At 39.6% G+C, this 23,704-nt stretch carries 19 protein-coding genes; 11 read left to right on the top strand and 8 right to left on the bottom strand.

Features of this window, described 5'->3' with window-relative positions:
- The first annotated feature begins 46 nt into the window (after positions 1 to 46).
- The 7 genes from H4J65_RS06525 to glsB all read left to right on the top strand — a co-directional run bounded on the left by H4J65_RS06525 (position 47) and on the right by glsB (position 10,202).
- Positions 47 to 1,180 (top strand): YCF48-related protein, encoded by a 1,134-nt coding sequence (locus H4J65_RS06525; protein WP_182196904.1) that lies wholly within the window; start codon positions 47 to 49, stop codon positions 1,178 to 1,180.
- A gap of 10 nt (positions 1,181 to 1,190) precedes the next feature.
- Complete coding sequence (locus H4J65_RS06520; protein WP_182196902.1) at positions 1,191 to 3,539, top strand: RND family transporter; 2,349 nt, start codon at positions 1,191 to 1,193, stop codon at positions 3,537 to 3,539.
- Complete coding sequence (locus H4J65_RS06515) at positions 3,539 to 4,954, top strand: coniferyl aldehyde dehydrogenase (protein WP_182196899.1); 1,416 nt, start codon at positions 3,539 to 3,541, stop codon at positions 4,952 to 4,954. Before H4J65_RS06520 ends, H4J65_RS06515 begins: the two co-directional genes overlap by 1 nt.
- Before the next feature lie 300 nt (positions 4,955 to 5,254).
- Positions 5,255 to 6,889 carry an AMP-binding protein gene (locus H4J65_RS06510; protein WP_182196897.1) on the top strand — a complete coding sequence of 545 codons (1,635 nt, stop codon included), beginning with the start codon at positions 5,255 to 5,257 and terminating at the stop codon, positions 6,887 to 6,889.
- A gap of 367 nt (positions 6,890 to 7,256) precedes the next feature.
- A complete protein-coding gene (locus H4J65_RS06505) occupies positions 7,257 to 8,129 on the top strand; it encodes a LysR family transcriptional regulator (RefSeq protein ID WP_182135037.1) in 873 nt (290 codons plus the stop codon).
- 197 nt (positions 8,130 to 8,326) lie between these two features.
- Positions 8,327 to 8,836, top strand: coding sequence for a tetratricopeptide repeat protein (locus H4J65_RS06500; RefSeq protein ID WP_182196895.1), 510 nt, complete (start codon positions 8,327 to 8,329; stop codon positions 8,834 to 8,836).
- A gap of 433 nt (positions 8,837 to 9,269) precedes the next feature.
- A complete protein-coding gene (gene glsB / locus H4J65_RS06495) occupies positions 9,270 to 10,202 on the top strand; it encodes a glutaminase B (RefSeq protein ID WP_182196892.1) in 933 nt (310 codons plus the stop codon).
- On the opposite strand, the gene H4J65_RS06490 is transcribed toward glsB, so the two are convergent.
- Entirely contained in the window at positions 10,189 to 10,887 is a 699-nt protein-coding gene (locus tag H4J65_RS06490; protein WP_182196890.1) for a hypothetical protein, read from the bottom strand. The genes glsB and H4J65_RS06490 overlap by 14 nt on opposite strands.
- 208 nt (positions 10,888 to 11,095) lie before the next feature.
- Here H4J65_RS06490 and H4J65_RS06485 point away from each other — a divergent pair, with 208 nt between their 5' ends.
- Positions 11,096 to 11,824 (top strand): YebC/PmpR family DNA-binding transcriptional regulator, encoded by a 729-nt coding sequence (locus H4J65_RS06485; protein WP_182185369.1) that lies wholly within the window; start codon positions 11,096 to 11,098, stop codon positions 11,822 to 11,824.
- Between the two features lie 111 nt (positions 11,825 to 11,935).
- Positions 11,936 to 12,973, top strand: coding sequence for a low-specificity L-threonine aldolase (ltaE, locus tag H4J65_RS06480; RefSeq protein ID WP_182196888.1), 1,038 nt, complete (start codon positions 11,936 to 11,938; stop codon positions 12,971 to 12,973).
- Positions 12,974 to 13,114: 141 nt separating this feature from the next.
- Here the strand turns inward: ltaE and H4J65_RS06475 are convergent, their stop codons facing one another.
- Positions 13,115 to 13,915, bottom strand: coding sequence for an enoyl-CoA hydratase-related protein (locus tag H4J65_RS06475; protein ID WP_182196886.1), 801 nt, complete (start codon positions 13,913 to 13,915; stop codon positions 13,115 to 13,117).
- Between the two features lie 74 nt (positions 13,916 to 13,989).
- Positions 13,990 to 14,790 carry a nucleoside triphosphate pyrophosphohydrolase gene (gene mazG / locus H4J65_RS06470; RefSeq protein ID WP_182134945.1) on the bottom strand — a complete coding sequence of 267 codons (801 nt, stop codon included), beginning with the start codon at positions 14,788 to 14,790 and terminating at the stop codon, positions 13,990 to 13,992.
- A gap of 210 nt (positions 14,791 to 15,000) precedes the next feature.
- Between mazG and H4J65_RS06465 the strand changes: the two genes are divergently transcribed.
- Positions 15,001 to 15,441, top strand: a complete 441-nt coding sequence (locus H4J65_RS06465) for a hypothetical protein (protein WP_182134943.1) — start codon at positions 15,001 to 15,003, stop codon at positions 15,439 to 15,441.
- 169 nt (positions 15,442 to 15,610) lie between these two features.
- On the opposite strand, the gene relA is transcribed toward H4J65_RS06465, so the two are convergent.
- A complete protein-coding gene (gene relA, locus H4J65_RS06460) occupies positions 15,611 to 17,812 on the bottom strand; it encodes a GTP diphosphokinase (RefSeq protein WP_182196884.1) in 2,202 nt (733 codons plus the stop codon).
- Positions 17,813 to 17,848: 36 nt separating this feature from the next.
- The gene (gene rlmD, locus H4J65_RS06455) at positions 17,849 to 19,165 is read right to left on the bottom strand and encodes a 23S rRNA (uracil(1939)-C(5))-methyltransferase RlmD (protein WP_182196881.1); all 1,317 of its coding nucleotides are present in this window, start codon (positions 19,163 to 19,165) and stop codon (positions 17,849 to 17,851) included.
- Positions 19,166 to 19,305: 140 nt separating this feature from the next.
- Between rlmD and barA the strand changes: the two genes are divergently transcribed.
- Positions 19,306 to 22,092: a two-component sensor histidine kinase BarA gene (barA, locus tag H4J65_RS06450; RefSeq protein ID WP_182196872.1), complete on the top strand. Its 2,787-nt coding sequence runs from the start codon at positions 19,306 to 19,308 to the stop codon at positions 22,090 to 22,092.
- A 40-nt stretch (positions 22,093 to 22,132) separates the two neighbouring features.
- On the opposite strand, the gene H4J65_RS06445 is transcribed toward barA, so the two are convergent.
- The 3 genes from H4J65_RS06445 to pdxJ form a co-directional block, all read right to left on the bottom strand.
- On the bottom strand, positions 22,133 to 22,378 hold the full coding sequence (locus tag H4J65_RS06445) for a hypothetical protein (RefSeq protein ID WP_182196870.1): 246 nt from the start codon (positions 22,376 to 22,378) through the stop codon (positions 22,133 to 22,135).
- A gap of 136 nt (positions 22,379 to 22,514) precedes the next feature.
- The gene (gene acpS / locus H4J65_RS06440; RefSeq protein WP_182134933.1) at positions 22,515 to 22,895 is read right to left on the bottom strand and encodes a holo-ACP synthase; all 381 of its coding nucleotides are present in this window, start codon (positions 22,893 to 22,895) and stop codon (positions 22,515 to 22,517) included.
- Positions 22,896 to 22,919: 24 nt separating this feature from the next.
- Entirely contained in the window at positions 22,920 to 23,657 is a 738-nt protein-coding gene (pdxJ, locus tag H4J65_RS06435) for a pyridoxine 5'-phosphate synthase (RefSeq protein WP_182196868.1), read from the bottom strand.
- Positions 23,658 to 23,704: the final 47 nt, after the last annotated feature.

Below are 23,704 nucleotides of genomic sequence, written 5' to 3'. Positions count from 1 at the left end.
ATCATCAATACTAGTCAGTAGATTTATATAACTTATTAGGACTTTTATGCGCCCATCTTATATTGCTCTTAGCGTGATAAACTTATTTTTTCTCGCACAGCTTAATTTAGCTGAAGCGAAAACTAGCTTAGATTTACTTGAGTTACCCGCCAAGCAAAGCGCTTTAGCCAGTAAAAGTGTACTGATGGCAATGACGCCTAATAATAACGCTATTCTAGCGGTAGGTGAACGTGGCCATATTATTAACTGGAAAAGTCAGTCAGATTGGCAGCAACAACAGTCCCCGGTGAGTGTATCTATAACCAGCATTACGGTATTGTCTAACGGCAGAAAAATAGCCGTGGGGCATGATGGCGTCATTCTAAAAAGTGCCCCTGAAAGTAACACTTGGCGTAAAGTATTTACTGGCGCTGAGCTGACTAAGCTTAAAATAGCCCAGGTGAAAGAGCAATATAAAGCCCTGCAGTTAGTGATAACGAACACGCAAGATGAAGACGAACTTGATGAGCTAACCTACCAACTTGAAGACTTAGCCTTTGCCATTGAAGATAACCAATTAGAATTAATCTCTGGTCCCAACAAACCGCTTTTATCTGTTACAAGTACCGCTAACGACACCCTATTTGCTACTGGTGCTTACGGCTCATTTTTGACCAGCAATGACCAAGGAGAAACTTGGTCCTTAATCAGTAAGCGCCTTGATAACCCTGATAGCTTTCATCTGAACTCTGTAATTACCACCCCTGATGACCAGTTATATATTGTTGGCGAAAATGGCATGGGCTTTCACTCTGACAACCAAGGTGAAACTTGGTCGTCAATGGCTTTACCCTACTCTGGCAGCCTATTTGGCATTATCGCCAATCCGACAAACTCTGCCCAACTGGTGGCTTTTGGCTTACAAGGTAACCTGATGGCATCGCTTGACGGTGGCGCGCATTGGCAACATAAAAAGCTCCCCACTAGCGCTAGCTTACTCGGCGGCACCTTCTCTAAACAAGGTAAAGCTTACTTAGTGGGACACGGGGGCTTAATTGTCGATTTACTCCCTGAAGACCTCAGCACATTGGCGATTAATAAACATCCTTCAGGTGCAGCACTTTCAAGTGTTGTAGTGCAAGAAAATTCATTAATTCTCGCCGGACAATTCGGTATTTTAACCTGGTTACTTAAGCAGTAAGGGCAAACTTATGTCAGAGAATAAATCCGTTCATTCGGCTAGCAAGTTAGAGCAACTTATAGAGAAATTCGTCTTTGGTCATCGCGCGATAGTGATGACCATTATTGCCGTTTGTATCGCTTTACTGACCATTCAAGCGGTTAACGTTAAGCCTGAAGCTAGCTTTACTAAAATGATCCCCGGTGATCATCCTTTTGTAAATAATTTTTTAACCTATCGAAAAGAACTGGCTGATTTAGGTAATGTGGTTCGCATTGTGGTAGAAAATAATCAAGGTGATATTTTCAATGCTGATTTTCAACAAACCTTAAAGCAAGTTACTGACGAAGTTTTCTATATTCCGGGCGTAAGTCGTGACGGTCTTAAATCATTGTGGACCCCTAATGTTCGCTGGCAAGAAGTCACTGAAGAAGGTTTTGTTGGTGGCGCCGTAATCCCCGATGGTTATGACGGTTCGGCTGAAATGATAGAACGCGTTAAAGCGAATATCTTTAAATCAGGACAAATAGGCGTGTTAGTGGCTAATAATTTCCAATCAGCCATTATTTTAGCGCCCTTGCAAGACATTAACCCTGAAACAGGTTTGCCGCTTGATTACCGAGAGCTGTCAAAAATTTTAGAAGAAAAGATACGTGACAAATACAGTAGCGACAATATCACTATTCGTATTGTTGGCTTTGCAAAAGTGGTCGGTGATTTAATCGATGGCGCTTTACAGGTTGTCGCCTTTTTCGTTTTAGCCGTGCTTATTACCTTTGTATTATTATGGTTTTATTCGCGCTGTATACGCAGCACAGTGTCGGTATTAGTCTTCTCTATTTTTGCCGTATGTTGTCAACTGGGTATTCTGAATTTACTCGGTTTTGGTATTAACCCTTATTCAATGTTGGTGCCCTTTTTAGTTTTTGCGATTGGTGTTAGCCACGGCGTACAAATTATCAATTCAATTATTCACCATAGCGTCACTGGCGCTAATAAAATTGATGCCGCCAAACTTGCTTTTCGCTCACTCTATATTGCGGGTATTACCGCTTTAGTCAGCGATGCTATCGGTTTTACCACCTTAATGGTGATTGATATTGAAGTGATCCGAGAACTCGCCATAGCCGCCAGTATTGGTGTCGCGATTATTATTGTCACCAACTTAGTTGCACTGCCTATTTTAATGAGTTACATCGGTGTTTCTCCTGCTGGTTTAAAATACGCCCAAAAATCAGCTCATAAAACCGGTATTGTTGAGCGTTTGTTTAAAAACTTTGCTAAACCGCCACTTGCAAAAGTAGCGATAGCTGTTGGCATTATTCTTTTTGCTTTAGGGCTTTATTTCTCACAAGCTATGCAAATTGGTGATTTAGACGCCGGAGCACCCGAGCTAAGACCTGATTCCCGCTACAACTTAGACAATGCTTATATTGTTGAAAATTACAGTACCAGTACCGACCTATTTGTCATTATGGTTAAAACTGAAGTTGAGCAATGTGCTCAATATCAAAACCTAGTGTGGGTCGATCAATTTCAATGGCATTTACGCAATGTGCCTGGTGTACAAGCGGTAAAATCTGTTGCCGATGTGTCAAAATTTGGTCTGTTTGGTATGAACGAAGGCTCATTAAAATGGTATGGCTTAAATCGCAACCAGTTAATGACCAACGCTTCCTTGTCTAAAACACCACAAGGTTTAATGAACAAAGATTGCTCTATGGTGCCCGTATTGGTCTTCCTTAATGATCATAAAGCACAAACCCTAGACAATGTGGTTAAAGCGGTAGAAGTATTTAAAGCTGAAAACCAAGTTGATGGTGTCGAATTTCTGATGGCTGCCGGTAATGCCGGTATAGAGTCTGCCACTAATATGGTGATTGAAGATGCACAAACTGAAATGCTAGTTTGGGTATATGCCATTGTTATTATTATTTGTTTAATCACCTTTAGAAGTGGTCGCATCGTGGTTTGTATTATCACGCCATTAATCTTAACCAGTATCATAAGCCAAGGCTTAATGGGCGTTTTAGGTATTGGCGTAAAAGTTGCCACCTTACCTGTCATTGCCTTAGGTGTGGGTATTGGTGTTGATTACGGTATTTATATTTTCAGTAAAGTTAAAGAGGCACTCGGCCAAGGTAAATCCTTATACATGACTTATCGCTACGCTTTAAACCAAACAGGTAAAGCCGTTGCTTTTACCGGTATAACCTTAGCGATTGGTGTAGCTACTTGGGTATTTTCACCGATAAAATTCCAAGCCGACATGGGTATATTACTAACTTTCATGTTTATTTTTAACATGTTAGGAGCACTAACACTGATTCCAGCTCTTGCATGGTTACTGAAGATAGGCTCTAACAAGGATAAGAAATAATGACTGAAATAATCACACAAACAGCCTTAAATGAGACTTTTTTACAACAAAAAGCATTTTTTGCTCAGCATACTTATCCTAGCTATCAAGAGCGCATTAGTGACTTAATCAAGTTAAAAGCGCTTATTGTTGATAACCAAGACGCTTTTATTGCCACCATGAGCGAAGATTTTGGCCATCGTAGTGCTGATGACTCAAGAATAGGTGATATTCTCACCACCGTCATGGGTATTAACTATGCAATAAAAAAATTAAAAAACTGGATGAAGCCTGAAAAAAGACATATCGGGATTTTATTTCAACCGGCAAAAGGTCAGGTTATTTATCAACCTAAAGGTGTTATTGGTATTATCGCGCCGTGGAATTATCCGGTATTTTTGACCTTAGGGCCGTTAACAACAGCATTAGCCGCAGGTAATACTGCGATGATAAAAATGAGTGAATACACAGCTAACACCAACAGCTTATTAGCCAAGTTAGTGGCGAAGGTGTTCCCGAGTAATCAAGTGGCGATAGTTTGTGGTGAAGCTGACATGGCGGCGGCATTTTCAGCGTTAAGTTTCGATCACTTATTTTTCACTGGCTCTACCGGTGTCGGTAAATTAGTGATGAAAGCTGCCGCTGAAAATCTAGTCCCTGTGACCTTGGAATTAGGCGGTAAATCACCGACCATTATTGATGAAGACATCGATATAAAGACCGCAGTCAGTCGATTAATTTTAGGTAAAACGCTTAATTCTGGCCAAACTTGTGTGGCGCCAGATTATATTTTTTGCCCACAAAGTAAAGTATCAGAGTTAACTCAAGCTTTTCAAAGCGCTTATCAAAGTATGTACCCTAATACGCTAGAAAATGACGACTGCACTTGTATCATAAATGATGGACAAAAAGCCCGAATTGATGGTTTATTAACTGATGCTAAAGCGCAAGGGGCGACCATAATACCCTTGAGCCCAACCAGCAGTGATAGCGCGTCGAGAAAAATGCCTTTAACACTGCTCACCGATGTTAATGATGACATGAGCGTGATGCAGCAGGAAATTTTTGGCCCCTTATTACCTATTATTGGCTATAACAATATTGACGAAGCCATTACTTATATTAATAGTAAACCGCGTCCACTGGCCTTGTACATTTGCAGTTTTAACAAGGCCTTTCAACAACAGGTATTATTAAATACTCATGCCGGTGGTGTCTGTATTAATGATGCCGCTTTTCATGTTGCTATTGATGATTTACCTTTTGGTGGTATCGGTGCCTCTGGCATGGGGCAATATCATGGTAGTGAAGGTTTTAAAACTTTCTCGCACGGAAAATCAGTACTTTCACGAGGAAAAATAAGCCTAGGGACATTATTATTTCCCCCGTTCGGTAATAAAATTCATCAAATTTTGTTTAAATTATTTATTCGTTAATTAACCTCATGAGTAAATAATTTACTCATGACACTTTTATTAAGTTTTTGATCTTTTTTTCGCAAAGAAAATAAATCAGCCCGATGTTTATGGTTGCAGACTAAACATAAGTACCTGCAGCCCTTTAGCAGCAATACTTGAATATTGTGATTGATAGCACCGCTGCCGTGATGTATTTTAACCGCTACGACTGATCAATAACTTAATGAAATTATTATTAATTTACAATTTCATATTACTTTGCTTGTTCTACTCTCTTTGTTTCAAGCACCAACGCATCTAGTTGCTAAAGGAAATAACATGACTAAACCTTGGATTAAAAATTATCCAGAAAACGTGGCTCATGAAGTGGATTTAAATCGTTATGACTCTTTATTGGCTTTATTTCATCAAACAACCGCTAAATATGATCAACAAACCGCCTATAGTAATTTTGGCGCTGAGTTGACGTTCAAGCAAGTAGATGTACTATCACGATCCTTTGCGGCTTATCTACAAAATGAACTCAAGATTGTTTCAGGTGAACGTGTCGCCTTGATGTGTCCGAATACCTTATGTTTTCCAGTGGCTATGTGGGGCATTATTCGTGTTGGCGGCGTGCAAGTAAATGTTAATCCTATGTACACACCACGAGAGCTTGCGCATCAGCTTAATGATGCTCAAGTCGAAACCATCATCATATTTTCACCCTCAACAAAAATGCTTGCTGATGTTATTGAAAAAACTGATATTAAAAATGTTATTACGGTTAACTTAGACGATTTAGTCAATAAAGGTTTACCTTGCGATCCTGTTGACTCGCGTTTGAGCCAAACCATAAGTTTTACTGATGCCTTAACGCAAGGAGAAAGTTTAACCCTGACTGAGCCGACTCTCTGTCAAACTGATTTATTGTTTTTGCAATATACTGGTGGTACTACCGGGCTATCTAAGGGGGCTATGCTGAGTCATGGCAACCTAATTGCCAATATTATGCAATACCAAGAGTTTGCTAAAAATAAGATAAATTACGGCAATGACGTTGTTATTACCGCTATCCCCATGTACCACATCTTTGCTTTGATGGCGAATACGCTAAGCTATTTCTATTTTGGCGCTAAAAATGTTTTAGTGACAAATCCTCGTGATATGGCGAGCTTTGTCGACATATGGAAAAACACGCCCGCCACTGTTTTCACTGGGGTAAACACTTTATTTAATGGTTTATTACACACGCCGGGCTTTGATCAAGTTGATTTTTCATCATTAAAAATTTCTCTGGGCGGCGGCGCAGCAGTACAGCAAGCGGTCGCAGACAAATGGCAACAAGTGACCGGCGTTAGGCTAAACGAAGGTTATGGTTTATCTGAAACTGCACCGGTTGTGTCATTAAATTTTGGCACTACCATTAACGGCAAAGCCGTTTATATACCCGGTATTGGTGTACCCGTGCCCAGTACTGATCTTTCTATTCGTGACGATGCTGGCAATGAAGTCGCACAAGGCGAATCTGGTGAGTTGTGTGCTAAAGGTCCACAAGTTATGCAAGGTTACTGGAACAATATCGCCGCCACCAATGAATGTATGACTCCTGATGGCTACTTTAAAACCGGCGATGTCGGCATGCTGGACGAGCAAGGCTTCTTCCACATTGTTGATCGTAAAAAAGATATGATTAATGTTTCTGGTTTTAATGTTTATCCTAACGAAATTGAAGCTGAAGTGGCTAGAATGCCTGGCATATTAGAATCAGCTTGCATCGGCGTAACTGATGAAAAAACCGGCGAAGCCGTTAAAATCTTCATCGTTAAATCAGATAAAAGTATTACCGAACAAGATGTTATCAAATTTTGTCGCCAAGGATTAACGGCCTATAAGGTCCCTAAACATGTGGTTTTTATCGATGAAATTCCTAAATCAAGCGTCGGTAAATTATTACGCAGAGAGTTAAGATAGTATTTACGGTGGGCTACAGCGGTTATACGGGCAATGAGTGAAAATAATTCAACCGTTGAATGAATTCTTCTCGTTTGCTGCCAACAGATAATAGCCTTAAGATGATCTTGTTTTAGGATCTCCCCCGGTTCAAAAAACGTTTTTACATAGTTAATTTGTTTCATTTTAAGGACATCAATCGATGTCCTTTTTTTTTCATTATTTTTTATCCACAACATTATTTTGGTGCAAGCACACTATAATGGTGCACTATCCGGTATTTCAAAGCGTAAAAAATAAAATAAAACATATTAAATCAATAGGTTAAATTGCGGCTTAAGTTTTGCTATAAGACATTTGTCTTTATTAAAATATGTTAACTATGCCAATTCAAACACCTATACGTGGCCTACGCTCATTTTGCGTAGCGTCGAAATGTTTAAGCTTTAAGCATGCTGCAGCACAATTATTTTTAACTCCCTCAGCCGTTAGCCATCAAATAAAACAACTTGAAACACAATTAGGTATCGTTTTATTCAATCGTGGCACCAGAACCATTGAACTTACCAGTGCCGGAAAACAGTTTTACCAATCGATTCAACCGTTAATTAATCAATTAGAATCAACCATAGACGAATTTACGCAAAAACAACAAAATCAAACTATTGTCATCAGTTTGCCAGAATTTTTTGCCAGCGAATTATTTATCCCTCGTTTATCAGAGTGGTCGCAAAATAACCCAACCATTAACCTACAGCTAGAAACAGTTAAGTCTGGCAGCGAACCATCACGGTCTGCAGATTTATCTATTGTACTTGCCAATGGCAAGCCTAATGCAAAAATAGTTCAAGAGTTATTTCCTATTCGTTATGCCCCGGCGTGTAACAAAAAACTTTATAAAAAGCTAAAAAATACCGGTTTTTCTGCCTTAAAAACCACACCGTTACTTTTACATAGATCACGCCCATGGTCTTGGCATCAATGGGCTGATAAAAATAATGTTGACGATTTTGACCCTAAACAAATCATCCAATTTGACAGTATGTATGCTGTAGTTCGAGCAGCACAACAAGGTATGGGTATTGCCCTCGTACCCTTGCCAATGAGTAAAGCCTGGTTCAGTGAGCAACTGCTGGTAAAGCTATTTGACGAGGAATTAAATACCAATGATAAATATTATCTTATTCAGCATGAAAATATGGATAATAATACAAAGCTGAAGCTCTTTGCTCAATGGGTAAAAGAAACCTTCACCATTTAACCCGTTTACGCTTATAAGCGTAAAATGCTGATGTTCGCCCTTGAGTCAATTCTCCGCTAACAACAGAGTTAAGCTACTGACATACAGTTGAATTTTATTCACTTGATAGGTGTATTCTAATCGTTTGTCAGTTATTGGGCTTATCTTTATATTGTTGTTGTATCAATTTGATGCACAACACATATGGAGAAAACAACATGAACAAAACCATGTTACAAAACACACTATTCGCCACTTTATTATTAAGTACTACGCCTGCAACTTTAGCCAATGAAGGGATATTCCAAGTGGCTGTCGTAAAAGGTAGTATCGGTACTGCAGACATCACTAAAGGTGAAGTAGCATTGGGCATAAAAAAATTAACCGCTAGTGAAAGTAGCAAAGATTTTTATGACCGTAAAATGAATTTGTGTGTGGCTTATTTGCAATCTACACAGAGCAATAAATCAGAGTCAGCCTGTACAGAAGCGATCAACAGCATAGAGTCTATTAAGCTTCAAAATAGCAAAGTGCGCTATTTAACCTCACTTAATTACAGTAACCGTGGTGTTGCTAGGTATAAACAAAATCAATTAACCGCAGCATTAAAAGACTTTGAATTTGCCGTTACCATTGACAACAACCCGATTACAGCCGGTAATTTACAAAAAATAAAACAACTTTTACCGGTAAACAATGTAGAAAAAATAGCGGCGTTATCTGATTAACACTGATATTTTTCCAATTAGGAGCAGACAAATGATCAATAATATACTTCACACAATCAGCTCAACCATTAGCTTGATGACTGAAATTAAGCATATCTCGATTAGCCAGTGGGATGTTGAGTAAAAAGACGGCATTATTCATTACCAAGGTTTATAAGCTGGTAGCTAAGGTAATGAATAATGTCAAAACCACCATAACAGCACGCAATAAGAGTAAAACAACGCATTTAAATGATTGAACCAAGATTGCCACTGTCTACAATAAATAGGTTTTTCATATGATAAGCGCAACAAATTAAATCACCTTATTAGTCATTTATTAGCTTAAACATAGCAAGGCTAACAAAGCGCTAGGCATGTATCATTTTTTGTGCATAATGAAGGTCCCTCATGCATTATTGCAAGCTATTCAAAAGATAAACAAGTCCGTTATATGATAAAAGACATTTCCAACTTGCAGGTCAAATTACAAACCTTACTCGCAGCACAGCAAGAATTTTATACTCAAGGTAAAGTAGCCGATTACATTCCGGCCTTGGCTGAAGTCAGCCCAGAAAAAATGGGCGTTTGTGTTTCCACTATTGACGGTAAAACTGTTGGCGCTGGCGACTATCAAGAGCCCTTTTCGATTCAAAGTATTTCAAAAGTGTTTGGTTTGGTGATGGCAATGAACCGCATTGGCGATGACCTGTGGCAACGGGTTAATATGGAGCCGTCTGGGCAACCCTTTAACTCCATTATTCAGTTAGAGTGGGAAAAAGGTATTCCCCGAAATCCAGTGATAAATGCTGGCGCCTTATTGGTGGCTGATGTGCTCACTAGCCACTTTTCTTCTAGTAAGTTAGCCTTTTTAAGTTTTATGCGCTCGTTAGCTCATGATGACAGTATTTATGTCGACAACTATGTTTACCAATCGGAATTAGCCCATGGAAGCCGAAACGCGGCATTAAGCTATTTAATGAAAAGTTTTGGCAATATAGAGTCTGAAATACCTGAGGTATTAAGTCATTACTTTACCCAATGTTCAGTCGCCATGAGTTGTGAACAACTGGCAACTAGCCTACTATTTTTAGCAAATAAAGGTATTGACCCCGTTTCTAAAGAAGCTATTTGCACGCCAAGAGATGCCCATCGAGTTAACGCGATATTATCCACCAGTGGTATGTATGATCAGTCTGGCGAATTTGCTTTCTCTATTGGCTTACCAGCAAAAAGTGGCGTAGGCGGTGGTGTTATTGCGATAGTGCCTAACTATGGCGTTATTTGTACTTGGAGTCCGCCGTTAAATAGCTTTGGTAACTCAGTGATTGGCACAAATTTAGTGGCGAGTTTAGCCCAAGAGTTAGGCTTGTCTATTTACCATTAACACCATCATCTAATACTTGCTCAAGATAATACTCGCGCAAGATTTTTTCTTCCAAAATATGCGGCGAGTATTGTCTTGATAATAAATCAGCCAGCCTGTTAAGGTAATATAAATAGGCGTCACCATCATAGTTCTCTGATAATGGATTCATAAAACCATGTAAGTATTCACTTTGCTCAAGTGTGACGGTGGATTTGTCTTGTAAAACAGTGCGCAATGCAGCCACTGAAAAATGTGGCTCTGCGCTAGGTAAAATTAACCTAGTCGCAATTTGGGGTGTTAACCGAGTTAAGTGTCTAATTTGACTACTATAAAAACAAATAGCCCCTAAGCTTTGCTTAACCGCGCCTTGGGCGCATAACTGCCAAATAGCACTGCCACCAACACTAAAGCCCACCAACCATTTACTGCCTGATATTGCCAACAGCTTTTGCTCAAGTTTGTTAACGTAACCCTCTAAACTCACGTTTTCAGTAAAATACTGATAAGCGTCACGCTCACAGGTGAGACCTTTCGGTTGTTGTTGATAAGGGCCAACCATATGGCATTTAACGCCATAGGATTTTTCCACGCCATAGCCATTTTCAACGCCAAGACCTTGCTCAAGGTTAGCGGTAACTTGCTGACATAAGTGCTTAAACTCATCGGTTAAACCAAAAATATCAGCGACAAAAATTATATTCAACCAAGCCCTCCAATAAGTAACTAGGTCGTTAAGTACAGCGACGTTAACAGAGAACACGAGCAAATCATTGACCTTAATTAGGGGGTAAATTTTACCTACTATTTTAAAATTTGAAAGCTCAAATGGGCTAAGCACTAGAAATAGCCGACACTACCCGTTAGAATCTAAGCTATAGCAATTCTAATTATCAGCAACGAGACATATTCAGATGGGCAGAGCATACCAAAACCGTAAATTATCAATGGCCAAAACTGCGGGTCAAAAAACTAAAGTTTATTCAAAGTACGGCAAAGAAATTTATGTACTAGCTAAAAATGGCGGTGTAGACCCTGATGGTAACCTAGCTTTGCGTCGGACGATTGAAAAAGCAAAGAAAGATCAAGTTCCTACACATGTTATTGAAAAAGCATTAGAAAAAGCGATAGGTGCTGGCGGCGAAGATTATGTAGAATCACGCTACGAAGGCTTTGGCCCAGGCAACTGTATGGTCATTATTGATTGTTTAACCGATAACGGCAATCGCACCATTAAAGATGTACGCCAATGTTTTACTAAAACTTACTCAAAAATTGGTTCATCAGGTACTGTTTCACACATGTTTGATCATCAAGCGCTATTTGCTTTTAAAGGTGAAGACGATGAAAGTGTTTTAGAGAACTTAATGATGGCTGACATCGATGTGACTGATGTTGAGCTTGAAGACGGTATTATTACCGTTTACGCACCACATACTGAATTTTTCAAAATCAAAACAGAATTTGCCAACAGCATGCCGGAAGTTGAACTCGAAGTAGAAGAAATTACTTGGGTACCACAAACCTATACTGAAATTTCAGGTGAAGACGACTTAGCTAATTTTGAAAAATTCATCAACATGCTAGAAGACTGTGATGACGTACAAAATATTTATCACAATGCTGAACTCGCGGAAGAATAACGCTCAAGCAACACTGATTGATTAAAGGCGTCTTAATCCATTTGACTCATAAATGGATTAAGATGCTTTTTTTAATCGCCACTATCTTGCCCTAAAAACCTAAGGTGCCACATGATTGATTTTCGCTCTGACACAGTAACTCGCCCCAGTAAAGCAATGCGTACGGCGATGGCAAACGCTGAAGTGGGTGACGACGTTTATGGCGACGACCCTACGGTGAATGAACTTGAGTCTTGGGCAGCAGAGCGACACGGCTTTGCCAGTGCCATGTTTTGTAGCTCAGGCACACAAGCTAACTTATTAGCGCTAATGGCCCATTGCCAACGAGGTGATGAGTACCTTTGTGGACAACAAGCACATAACTATAAGTTTGAAGGCGGTGGTGCGGCTATTTTAGGCTCAATTCAGCCACAACCTATAGCCAATGAGCAAGACGGCTCTTTATGCTTTAAAAAGCTTGCAGCGGCAATAAAACCTGACGACTCTCACTTTGCTCGTACGACTTTACTCAGTATTGAAAATACCATTAACGGTAAAGTTCTGCCGTTAACTTATATGGTAAAAGCGCGTGAATTTACTCAGCAAAACAATTTAGCTCTGCATTTAGACGGTGCGCGAGTTTACAATGCTGCCAGCGCATTAAATGTCGATATTACAGAAATTTGCCAACACGTTGACTCAGTGTCTATTTGTTTATCAAAAGGCCTTGGCGCGCCAATAGGCTCGTTATTACTTGGCTCACAAGCCTTGATAAAAAGTGCCAAGCGCTGGCGAAAAGTGGTGGGTGGCGGTATGCGCCAAGCCGGTATTATCGCTGCTGCAGCCAAAATAGCACTAGCGCAAAATCCAGAAAAATTAGCACAAGATCACATTAATGCGACATATTTAGCGCATGCCTTAAACCAGTTTACTGATATTTCAGTCAATCTGGAGCAAGTTGAGACCAATATGGTTTTTGCAAAGTTCTCTGAAGCTGTTGATATGGCTAATTTGGTCGACAAGTTAAAGGCAGATAACATACTATTATCTGCGGGCAACCCTATGCGACTAGTCACTCATTTAGATATTGATAAAACGGCTATAGATAACTTTATTAAAAAGTTAAGCAGTGCTTTAACTCAAACACCTACTAGCGTTAAAGTAAGCTAATAACTGTTTTATAGGTTAGAAGCTGAGTGTGAAAGCTAAATGGCAGCTACAATCGAACTGAGAGTGAATTGAAAGTGAATTGAGAGTGACAACGGATACTTGCTCGGGTTAACGCGCTGGTTAACCCTTTCGAATTCGCTGTTATTTTGCTAGTTTTTCGATCATGTTATTTACCGCGCTCAAATGCTCAGGGTTGTTATGACACATGCCCTGAAAAACCGCACAAATATCAAGAAAGTCAGGCAGTTCAGTGCGTTGTGCTAGCTTCATCAAACGTTTTGTTAACCGTAACGACGCCACAGGTTTAGCCGCTATTTCGTTTGCTAGCTTTTGTACTCTTTCAAGTAGATATTCTGGCTCAACCACATCTAATACCACCCCCATTTCTTTTGCCTCTAGCGCATCGATAACACGGCCAGTAAAGGTTAACTCAGCGGCTTTTTGATAACCAATTAAACGTTGCATAAACCAAGCGCCGCCATCACCTGGAATAATACCTAAGTTAACAAAGGTTTCACCAAATTTAGCTTTTGTTGATGCTATTCTCATATCGCACATATTAGCAATATCAAAACCCGCCCCTATTGCTGGGCCATTAACCGCCGCAATAACCGGTACTTCTAATTTGTGTAAAGCTAGTGGAATGCGTTGAATACCTTCTCGGTAACGTCTTTCTAGTGCTTGTACATCACCGGCAAAATCTCCTGTGCGCTCAGCCATATCTTTTATATTTCCACCAGAAGAAAACGCAGAGCCGTCACCGGTAATAATCAGCACAGCGATTTCAGGTGTACGATTAATCCATTCAACGGTATTGACAATATCGTCGGCAATGGCAGTACCTGTTAAGGCGTTACGCACATCGTGGCGATTGAATGTTAAGGTGAGTACTTTATTGTTTAGCGTTATTTTACTGTCGACTAATATGGGTAGTGAACTCATTTTTACCTCAATAATTTTATTAATTAACCTTAACCTTACCTAAAGTTAAGGTTAAGGTTAAGGTTAATTAGGGCTTAAGATTTTTCAGCAATTTTCACTTGTTGCCAAAAGGCTTCAAGCTCGTCTAACGAATGTTGTTCAAAACTTTTATCCGCGTTATTAACTTGCGCTTCAACACCATAAAAGCGCCGAGTAAACTTGTTATTTGCTTGGCGCAGTAAAGCTTCTGGGTCTTGTTTAGCATGTCGACATAAATTGACTACCGCAAACATTAAATCCCCCAATTCTTCAGCTAAAGCGGTATCGTCTCGATGTAATTCCGCTTTTACCTCTAACACTTCTTCTTCAACTTTAGCGAAAACGTCATCAATATTATGCCAATCAAAGCCAACATGGGCACAGCGTTTTTGAATTTTTGCGGCCTGTGATAACGCCGGCAGATTACGCGGAATATCGGCTAAAATACTTAAGTTTTTATCGTCATTTTTTTGCTGACGCTCTTTAACCTTCTCATTTTCCCAGTTGGCTTTGACTTGCGCCTCAGATTCAAAGTCACTACTCGCAAAAACATGGGGATGACGGCGGATCAATTTTTCACAAATAGCACTTAGTACAGTGTCAAAGTCAAAACGCTTTTCTTCCTCACCAAGTTGGCTATAAAACACTACTTGAAACAATAAATCGCCTAGCTCTTTTTCCAGCTCAGTAAAGTCTTCTTGCTCAATAGCGTCAGCTACCTCGTAAGCTTCTTCAAGGGTATGGGGGATAATAGAGGCAAAGGTTTGTTTCAGATCCCAAGGACAACCCGTTTCAGGGTTACGTAACTCGGACATGATCCAGCGAAGTTTTTCTATTGAGGGTTTGTCGTTCAACATTTTTAAATATCCTGCCTATTTATCTTGGCGCTATGCAGCACCTACTACTTTGTATAGCTAACCTAGCATCCTAATTCATCATATTAAGCCAATATATTACATTCCTTAATATTAAGATATTGGCAATTCGTTATTGTGTATTTTTTGTACTAAACTTTTAAAGTGAATAAAAAATGCAGTAAAAATATACTTTACAAAAGGAAAATAATTATGAGAAAGGCTATCATTGTTAGTTTATCTTTTTTGTTAACTGTCATGCCGTTTACAATTGATGCTGAAGAACAAAAGCCTAAAAAGTTCGCCGACGTTGAGTACATGTCAATTACCTATACCGACTTTAAACCCGGAAAAGCGGATAGAGCTATGGAAATAATCACAGATCATTATTTCCCAGCATCTAAAACAGCAGGAACTCAAGTACCTTATATTATAAGGCTGCAAAGTGGTGAATGGGATATGGCTACAGCATGGACTTTAAAAGATGGTTATTCATCCATGGAATGGGACGTATCTGCTGAAGGAATAAAGTGGATGGAAGCATTCAACAAACAAGAGGGTATAGAAAAATCGAAAGAACTTAGAGATGAATTTAATAGTTTAATTCAAAGGAGTAATCACGTCATTGGCTATCATCCTATTAATATTAAATAATGAAACAACTCTAATGTGAGGCCATTTTTTTATAAAAACTTGAGGGCTAATATCAACGAAAAAATTGGCTTGCTATAACAAAGGCAACCCTTTTTAGGGTTGCCTAATTCACATTTCACACGCTCAGCTTTTTCTTAAGCGTTTGGCGTTAAAATGACTTAATTACTGGTTATAATCGTTTAACTTCTGCAACGTCATCTAACTGCTTTAATTTAGCTAATAAACGCGTTAACGCTTCGTTATTGGCTATTTCCACTTTTATGGTCATGCTCATACTTTGTTTAGCGTTATCGGTATGACTTTCAATGCCAATAATACTGACTCTTTCATTGGAAATAATCGTCGAGATATCTCTGAGTAAGCCTTGGCGATCACCGCCAATAATGTTGATACTCACTTGATAACTTTTTTTGTTATTTATGCCCCACTGTACTTCTACTTCACGCTCTGGTTGCTGATTCAGTGCGTTGGCGAGCTGTTCACAGTCAACCCGATGCACTGAAATCCCACGTCCTTGAGTAATAAAGCCAGCGATTTCATCGCCCGGCACAGGATGACAACATTTCGCCATGTGAGTCAACAAGTTACCAACACCTGAAACGGTAATACCATTATTATCAGCAGCTTCTGTGTCAGCTTGTTGCGGCTGACGAATTAAGCTTTGCGGATCAATATCTACTTCAGGTTTTAACTTTTCGTCTTGCTGTTGTAAACAATGAACAACCTGTAACAAGCGCGTACTGCCTGAGCCTACCGCAGCAAACAAGTCATCTTTTGTCGTAAAATTAAAACGCTCTATCGCCGCAGAAAAATCAACTTTAGCCAAAGATAACTGTAACTTACCCAATGCGGTGTCTAACATTTCTTTACCGGCAGCAAGGTTTTTATCTCGGTCAAGTAACCGAAAAAAATGTTGTACCTTGGCACGAGCACGCGGTGTATGAAGATAATTTAAACTGGGGTTTAACCAATCTCTACTCGGATTGAGTGTTTTGCTGCGCAAGACTTCAACTTGATCGCCGGTTTGCAAAAGATAGGTAAAAGGAACTATTCGACCAAATACTTTTGCGCCAATACAACTGTGACCGACATTGGAGTGGATGTAGTAAGCAAAATCTAAAGGGGTTGCACCACTGGGTAAATCAACCACATCACCACCTGGGGTAAAAACATAAATACGGTCTTCAAATACTTGACTACGCAGTTCATCAAGTAATTCGCCACTTTCTGACACGTCTTCTTGCCATTGTAGAATTTTTCTTAACCAACTGACTTTTTCATCAAAACCTGAGGTTTTACCACTGGCATTACCTTCTTTATAACGCCAATGCGCTGCGACACCCAATTCTGCATCGTCATGCATTTGTTGTGTTCTAATTTGAATCTCTATTGTTTTATCTTCGGGGCCGATAACTACGGTATGAATTGATTGATAGCCGTTGCTTTTTGGCGTTGCAACATAGTCATCAAATTCTTTAGACAAATGCTTCCAACTGGTGTGCACTAGCCCTAATGCGCCATAGCAACCTTGTAACTCATCAACAATAACCCGTACTGCACGCACATCAAATAGCTGTTCAAAGTCTAACGACTTTTGTTGCATTTTTTTCCAAATGCTATAAATGTGTTTAGGGCGTCCACAAACAACACCTTTAATATCAGAGGATTTTAATTGCTGAGATATGTTATCAACAAATTCAGCCATATAGCGTTCTCTGTCGAGACGTTTTTCATCCAGTTGCTTGGCAATTTCTTTGTAAACCTCAGGGTGCAAGTAACGAAAAGAAAGATCTTCTAGTTCCCACTTTAACTGCCCAATACCTAAACGATTGGCCAATGGTGCGTATATATTGCTGGTTTCTTTAGCCGCTAATACTCGGGTTTCTTCATCACTGTCTTTTACCAAGCGTAAGTGGCATAAGCGTTCTGCAAGCTTAATAACAACGGCGCGAACATCTTCAACCATCGCCAATAGCATGCGGCGAATATTGTCAATTTGATTGGTATTGACTAGGCTAGATTGTGATTGCTGTAACGCCTTAATCGCTTCCATTTGGCTAAAACCTTTGCACAGTAAATATATTTGTTTAGAGAAATTTTCTTTAATATATTCAAGGCTAATGCACTTATACTCATACAAAGGACAGATAAAAGCCGCGCATAATGAGTCGGTATCAAGATTTAAACCCGATAGAATTTCCACCATTTCTAAAGATTTAGTTTGGCAGGGGGTACTATCATCAAATAAATAATTTACTTTTTGATACAACTTTTCTAACGCTGCTTTTTTGTCATTGTCTAATTCAAGCGCCGCTAGCCATTGCTCAAAGCTTGCTTGTGACATTTGATGTGACTTACGCACAGAAACCATGGAACTCCCTACCTGTGATTCAATTTTTCGACAACGCTATAAGCTAAACATTAGCATAGTTTCAACATGCTTTGTTTGTGCAAACATGTCCATTAAGGCTATTTTTTCAATTTTATAACCGTGATCGATAAGTAATTTTGCATCACGGGCTAATGACGCCGGATCACAACTGACATAAAGTATCTGATTAACATTAAAGGCCAGTAATTGCGTTAACGCTTGATAAGCTCCGGCACGAGCAGGATCAAGTAAAACCTTAGTATACTTTTGTTTTGCCCAAGGCTGGTCTTGCCAATCACTGTTTAAATCAGCTTGATAAAATTGGCAATTGTGAATATCATTTTTCAGCGCATTTTCTTGGGCCTTCTCTACCATTACTGAGATGCCCTCAATACCGACAACACGACTGACCTTTTCGGCAATAGGTAAACTAAAGTTACCTAAGCCACAAAACAGGTCGAGCACAATATCGTTTTCATTAAGCGCTAACCAAGTCAGCGCCTGCTCCACCATTTGCTTATTAACCAGATGATTGACCTGGATAAAGTTATTCACCGAAAATTCAATTTTTATTGCATCTGTTAAGGCATAAAACAAGGTTTTATCTTCGGTCAGTGGCGTGACCTCATTACCGTCATCAAAGTAAACTAGCCATTGATTTTTATTAGCAAAATGTTGCCAAAGCTTTTTGTCTTGCGCCGTTGCTTTCACTAATTGTCGCACCACAACCACCTGCTCATTAGCCGCAATAATTTCAACATGACCGATGGCATTTTTACCTGACAACCTGGGCAGAAGTTCTTTTAGCTCAGCAAAAATATGACCAAATGCTTCGACGATTACTGGGCAAGACTTAATTTCAGTTAAGTGGCTGCTCTCGCGTTGACGAAAGCCAATAATCGGCGCGCCACGTTTATTATATTGCACACCAATTCTTGCTTTACGGCGATAATGCCATGGATCATTAATAAGGTGACTCTGCCATGGCAGACTTTCATTGAGTGCTTGGCGAGCAAATAATTGTGTTATTTTATCTTGCTTATAAGCTAACTGCTGCGAGTAGTCCATATGCTGTAAATTACAACCACCACACTGAAAGTAATGACGACACTTAACTTCTACTCGCGCTGCACTGGCGCTAATAACACGCAATAATTTTGCTTTTGCAAACTTACTTTTTTGCTCATACACATTAACTTCAACCGTTTCATTGGGCAGTGCACCTTCAATAAAAATTGGGTTTTTACCCTGAAAGGCAACGCCGCAGCCTTGCTGATCAAGGTGGCTAACATTAACGGTTATGTGTTGCTTTATCGGTGCTTTTTTCGGGCTTGCTTTAAAAAAATTTGCCATAGCTATCTTAGTTTGCCATCAAGGAGCAGCATAAATTATCTATTAGCTGCCATAGTGAACGATTACTATTTGGTATTAGTCTTAACTGTGCCATTATAGTGTTATTAACCCAATGATTTTACACTAAAGCTCAACAAAAAATGCATAAAATAAGCCTGAAAGATTGGGTAATTTTACTTACGGTCGTTCCTACGACCCTAATCAGTTTAGTTGTTGCTGGCTACTTATCCTATAGTCGCTATAGCGAACTCGATCAGTTTATTTATCAACGTGCCAATAGCATCATTTCTCCTCTTGCCATTAGCAGCGCTGAGCCATTATTAGCGAAAAAAAGAGATAGCTTAAGAACGCTGATCGGCTTTAGCCACCGCAGTCAATCCGACATTATAAAAAGCATCGCCATATTCACTGTCAACAACCAAGTGTTCGTCACCAGTGCTTATCACGGTGACACCCTTGCCATGCGCCTTAAAACCGGAGAAAGTTTGCCTAAACGCATTCAGTATGAAGACTTCGGTGATTACCTCATTTATCGCGCGCCCATTATTGACGAATTTACCACACAAACCAGTGACGGCACTTTAGGCAGTAGTATTATTGGCTATATCGCCATACACATTGACAAGAGTACGATTAGATATGCTCAACAACAATTGTTGATCACAGTATTTTTCATCTTACTCGCTGGCTTTATCATCAGTGCATTGTTTGCCTATAAACTCATTAATAGCGTTACCCGCCCGATATCATCAATGGTATTAGCGATAGACCGTATTAGAGAAGGAAAAATTGATAGTCGTATCAGTGGACAGCTTGTTGGTGAGCTAAACTTTTTAAAAAATGGCATCAATACCATGGCGCAATCTTTAGGCACTTATCAAGATGAAATGCAACGTAGTATTGATCAAGCCACGATAGATTTACGTGAAAGTTTAGAGCAATTTGAAATTCAAAACGTCGAGTTAGATATTGCAAAACGTAAAGCGCAAGATGCTAACAAGGTAAAGTCTGAGTTTTTGGCCAATATGAGCCATGAGTTACGTACGCCTCTTAATGGTGTTATCGGTTTTACCCGGCAAGTGTTAAAAACGCCCTTAAGCGATACTCAGCGCGATCACTTACAAACTATCGAACGCTCAGCGGCCAGCCTGCTATCGATTATTAATGATATTTTAGACTTCTCTAAACTTGACGCAGGTAAAATGATCATTGAAAACATTCCGTTTTCCATTCGTGAATCCATTGAAGAAACCCTGACATTACTGGCACCCAGTGCCCATAAAAAGAATATTGAATTATCATTACGCGTTAGCCCTCAATTACCTGACTCACTGATTGGTGACGCAATGCGTATCAAACAAGTGATGGTTAACTTAGCCAGTAATGCGATTAAATTTACTGATAAAGGCTCGGTGGATATCAAGCTTGAAGGCCATGTTATTGGAAAAAATCGCTATAAAATTAGGGTAACAGTTCAAGACACGGGTATTGGCATATCAAATCAGCAAAAAAATTCAATTTTCCAAGCCTTTGGCCAGGGTGATAAAAGTGTGACTCGGATTTATGGCGGCACTGGTTTAGGACTGGTTATCTCTCAACGTTTAGTCTCAGAAATGCACGGTAGCATTGGTTTTGACAGTATAGAAAATGAAGGTTCAACTTTTTGGTTTACCTTTCAGTGTGAAATAAACACCATACCCACTTTGCAGTTATCTGCCCCAGAGAGTCTGATTGGTAAGGCAATATTGTATTATGAGCGTCATGCCGCAAGTCGTTTAGCAACCAGTGAAATATTGGCAAGTTGGCAAATGAAAACAACTTGTATTAGCCAACGCAGTGATATGGACGAAATACTGGCCAATAAAAAATTGCTCTCGTCATTCGACTTTGCTTTAATCGGCCATGACGTTACGCCATCAGCGCTTAATGACGTGAAAAAGTTTATATTTGTCCTGAAAGATATTATTCCGTCCATACATTTAGCCATTAATAATAATTCACCTAGTTTACATGAGGCGTTAATTTCAAGTGGTGCTAAAACTTGTCTCAGTAAACCCATAACGGTGCAGCGCTTGAGTAAAACACTTGCTCCAACAACCATTCGAGAAATCAATAGCTTAATTTCAGTGTCAGAAAAAAAAGTGCCGATTAAAGTACTGGCAGTTGATGATAATGAAGCCAATTTAAAATTGATCAATGCGCTGTTACTTGAACAAGTCACAGATGTCATCACAGCTACCGACGGCGCTCAAGCCGTAGCGTTATGCCGACACGAGAAGTTTGCTTTAATATTTATGGATATACAAATGCCTGTACTCGATGGCATTTCTGCTTTGGCTATTATTCGTCAACAAACACTTAATGAGCATACCCCAATAATCGCGGTGACCGCACATGTCTTTGGCGAAGAAAAAGATAAATTACTCGACAATGGCTTTAACTCCTTTATTACAAAGCCTATTGATGAAGCCATGCTGCATCATAGTATTTATGAGTATTGTGATTCAACATTACTCGCTTATCACCCTAAACTTGTTGCTCCAACACCTAGGCCTATTAACGATTCTAGGCCAAAGATTATTGATTGGAAACTGGCATTACAAAGAGCAGGACAAAAAAAAATGTTAGCCAAAGATATGTTTATTGGCTTGGTCAACAGTTTGCCAGAAAGCAAAGCCAACATTTCTGAAGCGCTTATCTCTCAAGATATTGAGCAGTTAAAAGTGTTAATACACAAGCTTAATGGCGCTTGTTGTTACTCTGGTGTACCCAGTTTAGGCAAAGTGACTCATGAACTTGAAACAGAATTAAAGCGAGATATTGGCCTAGATGATTTACAGCCAGAATTTTTCGAATTTTTTGAACAAATAGATTTGGTACTAGAAGAAGCCGAAGCTTTTATCAACAATATTGAAAGCAAGCATTGAAAATATAACTAAATTGGACTAAAGAAAACAGGATAAATAGTTAACGCAGTTTTATATTTGGTGAGGTGTTAATGTCGCCATCTTCAGTAACCACCGCAATCCCTGAGTCACACATTAATACGGCTAAGCTATGTCCTTCATCATTGCGAATAAAACTGAGTTCATAACCAAACTTCCCTAAACTACTAGCAGAAAACTTTTGTGCCAGTGAGAGTTTAAACCACCACGTTGATTGCTCAGGTACTTGTTTTCGCCTATCAAGAATAGGATTTTTTTGCGACGGCATATCAACTCCCCAATCCACATCTACTGATAAAAAATTCATTCACTTAAGTAAAAGTATAGGGTATATATAATGGCCAAGTCATAGTTTATTCGTAGCTTTGTCACATGCCGTTACATACTCAACTTGCTGTCATTAACTAGGTTGATAATACAACAAAAGCTGTGGCATATTTCACTTCATCAGAAAGTGATATATGCCATGTAGTAGCACCTAGATTTTCAGCTAGCATTAACGCCTGCAAACTAAGCTCAAGTGTGGGTTGACCCGAAGCTAATGACACAATATCAAAATGTTGAAACGAGACTCCGTTAGCAATACCGGTGCCAAGCGCTTTAGCTGCTGCTTCTTTGCCAGCCCAGCGTTTAGCCAAAAAACGCTCGGGTTGTTTTAACGTAAGATAGTGCTGATATTCACCAGACGTTAAAATTCGCTTGGCTAAGCGTTGCTGCGCATTTTCAGACATTTTTGCAATGCGCCGAATATCAACTATATCAGTACCAATACCAACAACTGACAAACTTTAACCCTCCTGAGTACTAAGTTATCCTAAAGTACGTGCTTCTAGCATTAAACGCTTCATATCTCGAACCGCTTTGTCTAAACCGTCAATCACCGCACGGGCGATAATAGCGTGGCCAATATTGAGTTCAATTATTTCAGGTATCGCCGCAATTGGCTTAACATTGAAGTAATTAAGCCCGTGACCTGCGTTAACTTTTAAGCCTAAGCTATCAGCGTACTCAATGCCTTCAACCAAGCGCGCAAGCTCTTGTTGTTGTTCTTCTTCGCTTGCTGCATCAGCATATTGGCCAGTATGAATTTCGATATAAGTCGCTTTACTGAGTAGGGCTGCATCAATTTGTTTTTTATCAGCATCAATAAATAAACTGGTTTGTACACCCGCATTAGCCAATCGAGCTACAGCGGCGTTAATTTTATCTTGTTGCCCAGCAACATCTAATCCACCTTCCGTGGTTAACTCTTCACGTTTTTCCGGCACTAAACAACAAAATACGGGCTTAACTTCACAGGCAATATCCAACATTTCGTCAGTAACAGCCATTTCAAAATTCATCCGCGTATGTAAGGTTTGTTTTAGTACATAGATATCTCTATCTTGGATATGGCGACGGTCTTCACGTAAATGCACTGTGATACCATCAGCACCAGCATGCTCGGCTACAGAAGCCGCATAGACAGGGTCAGGATAATTAGTGCCACGTGCTTGTCTTAATGTCGCAATATGGTCTACGTTTACACCTAATAAAATATCTTTCATATACAATCTCTATTATGTTTACTGGATTAAATGTTTACTGGATTAAA

This window comes from Colwellia sp. MB02u-9 (assembly GCF_014077085.1).
Taxonomy (GTDB): domain Bacteria; phylum Pseudomonadota; class Gammaproteobacteria; order Enterobacterales; family Alteromonadaceae; genus Cognaticolwellia.
This window is presented reverse-complemented; position numbering and strand designations above follow the sequence as displayed.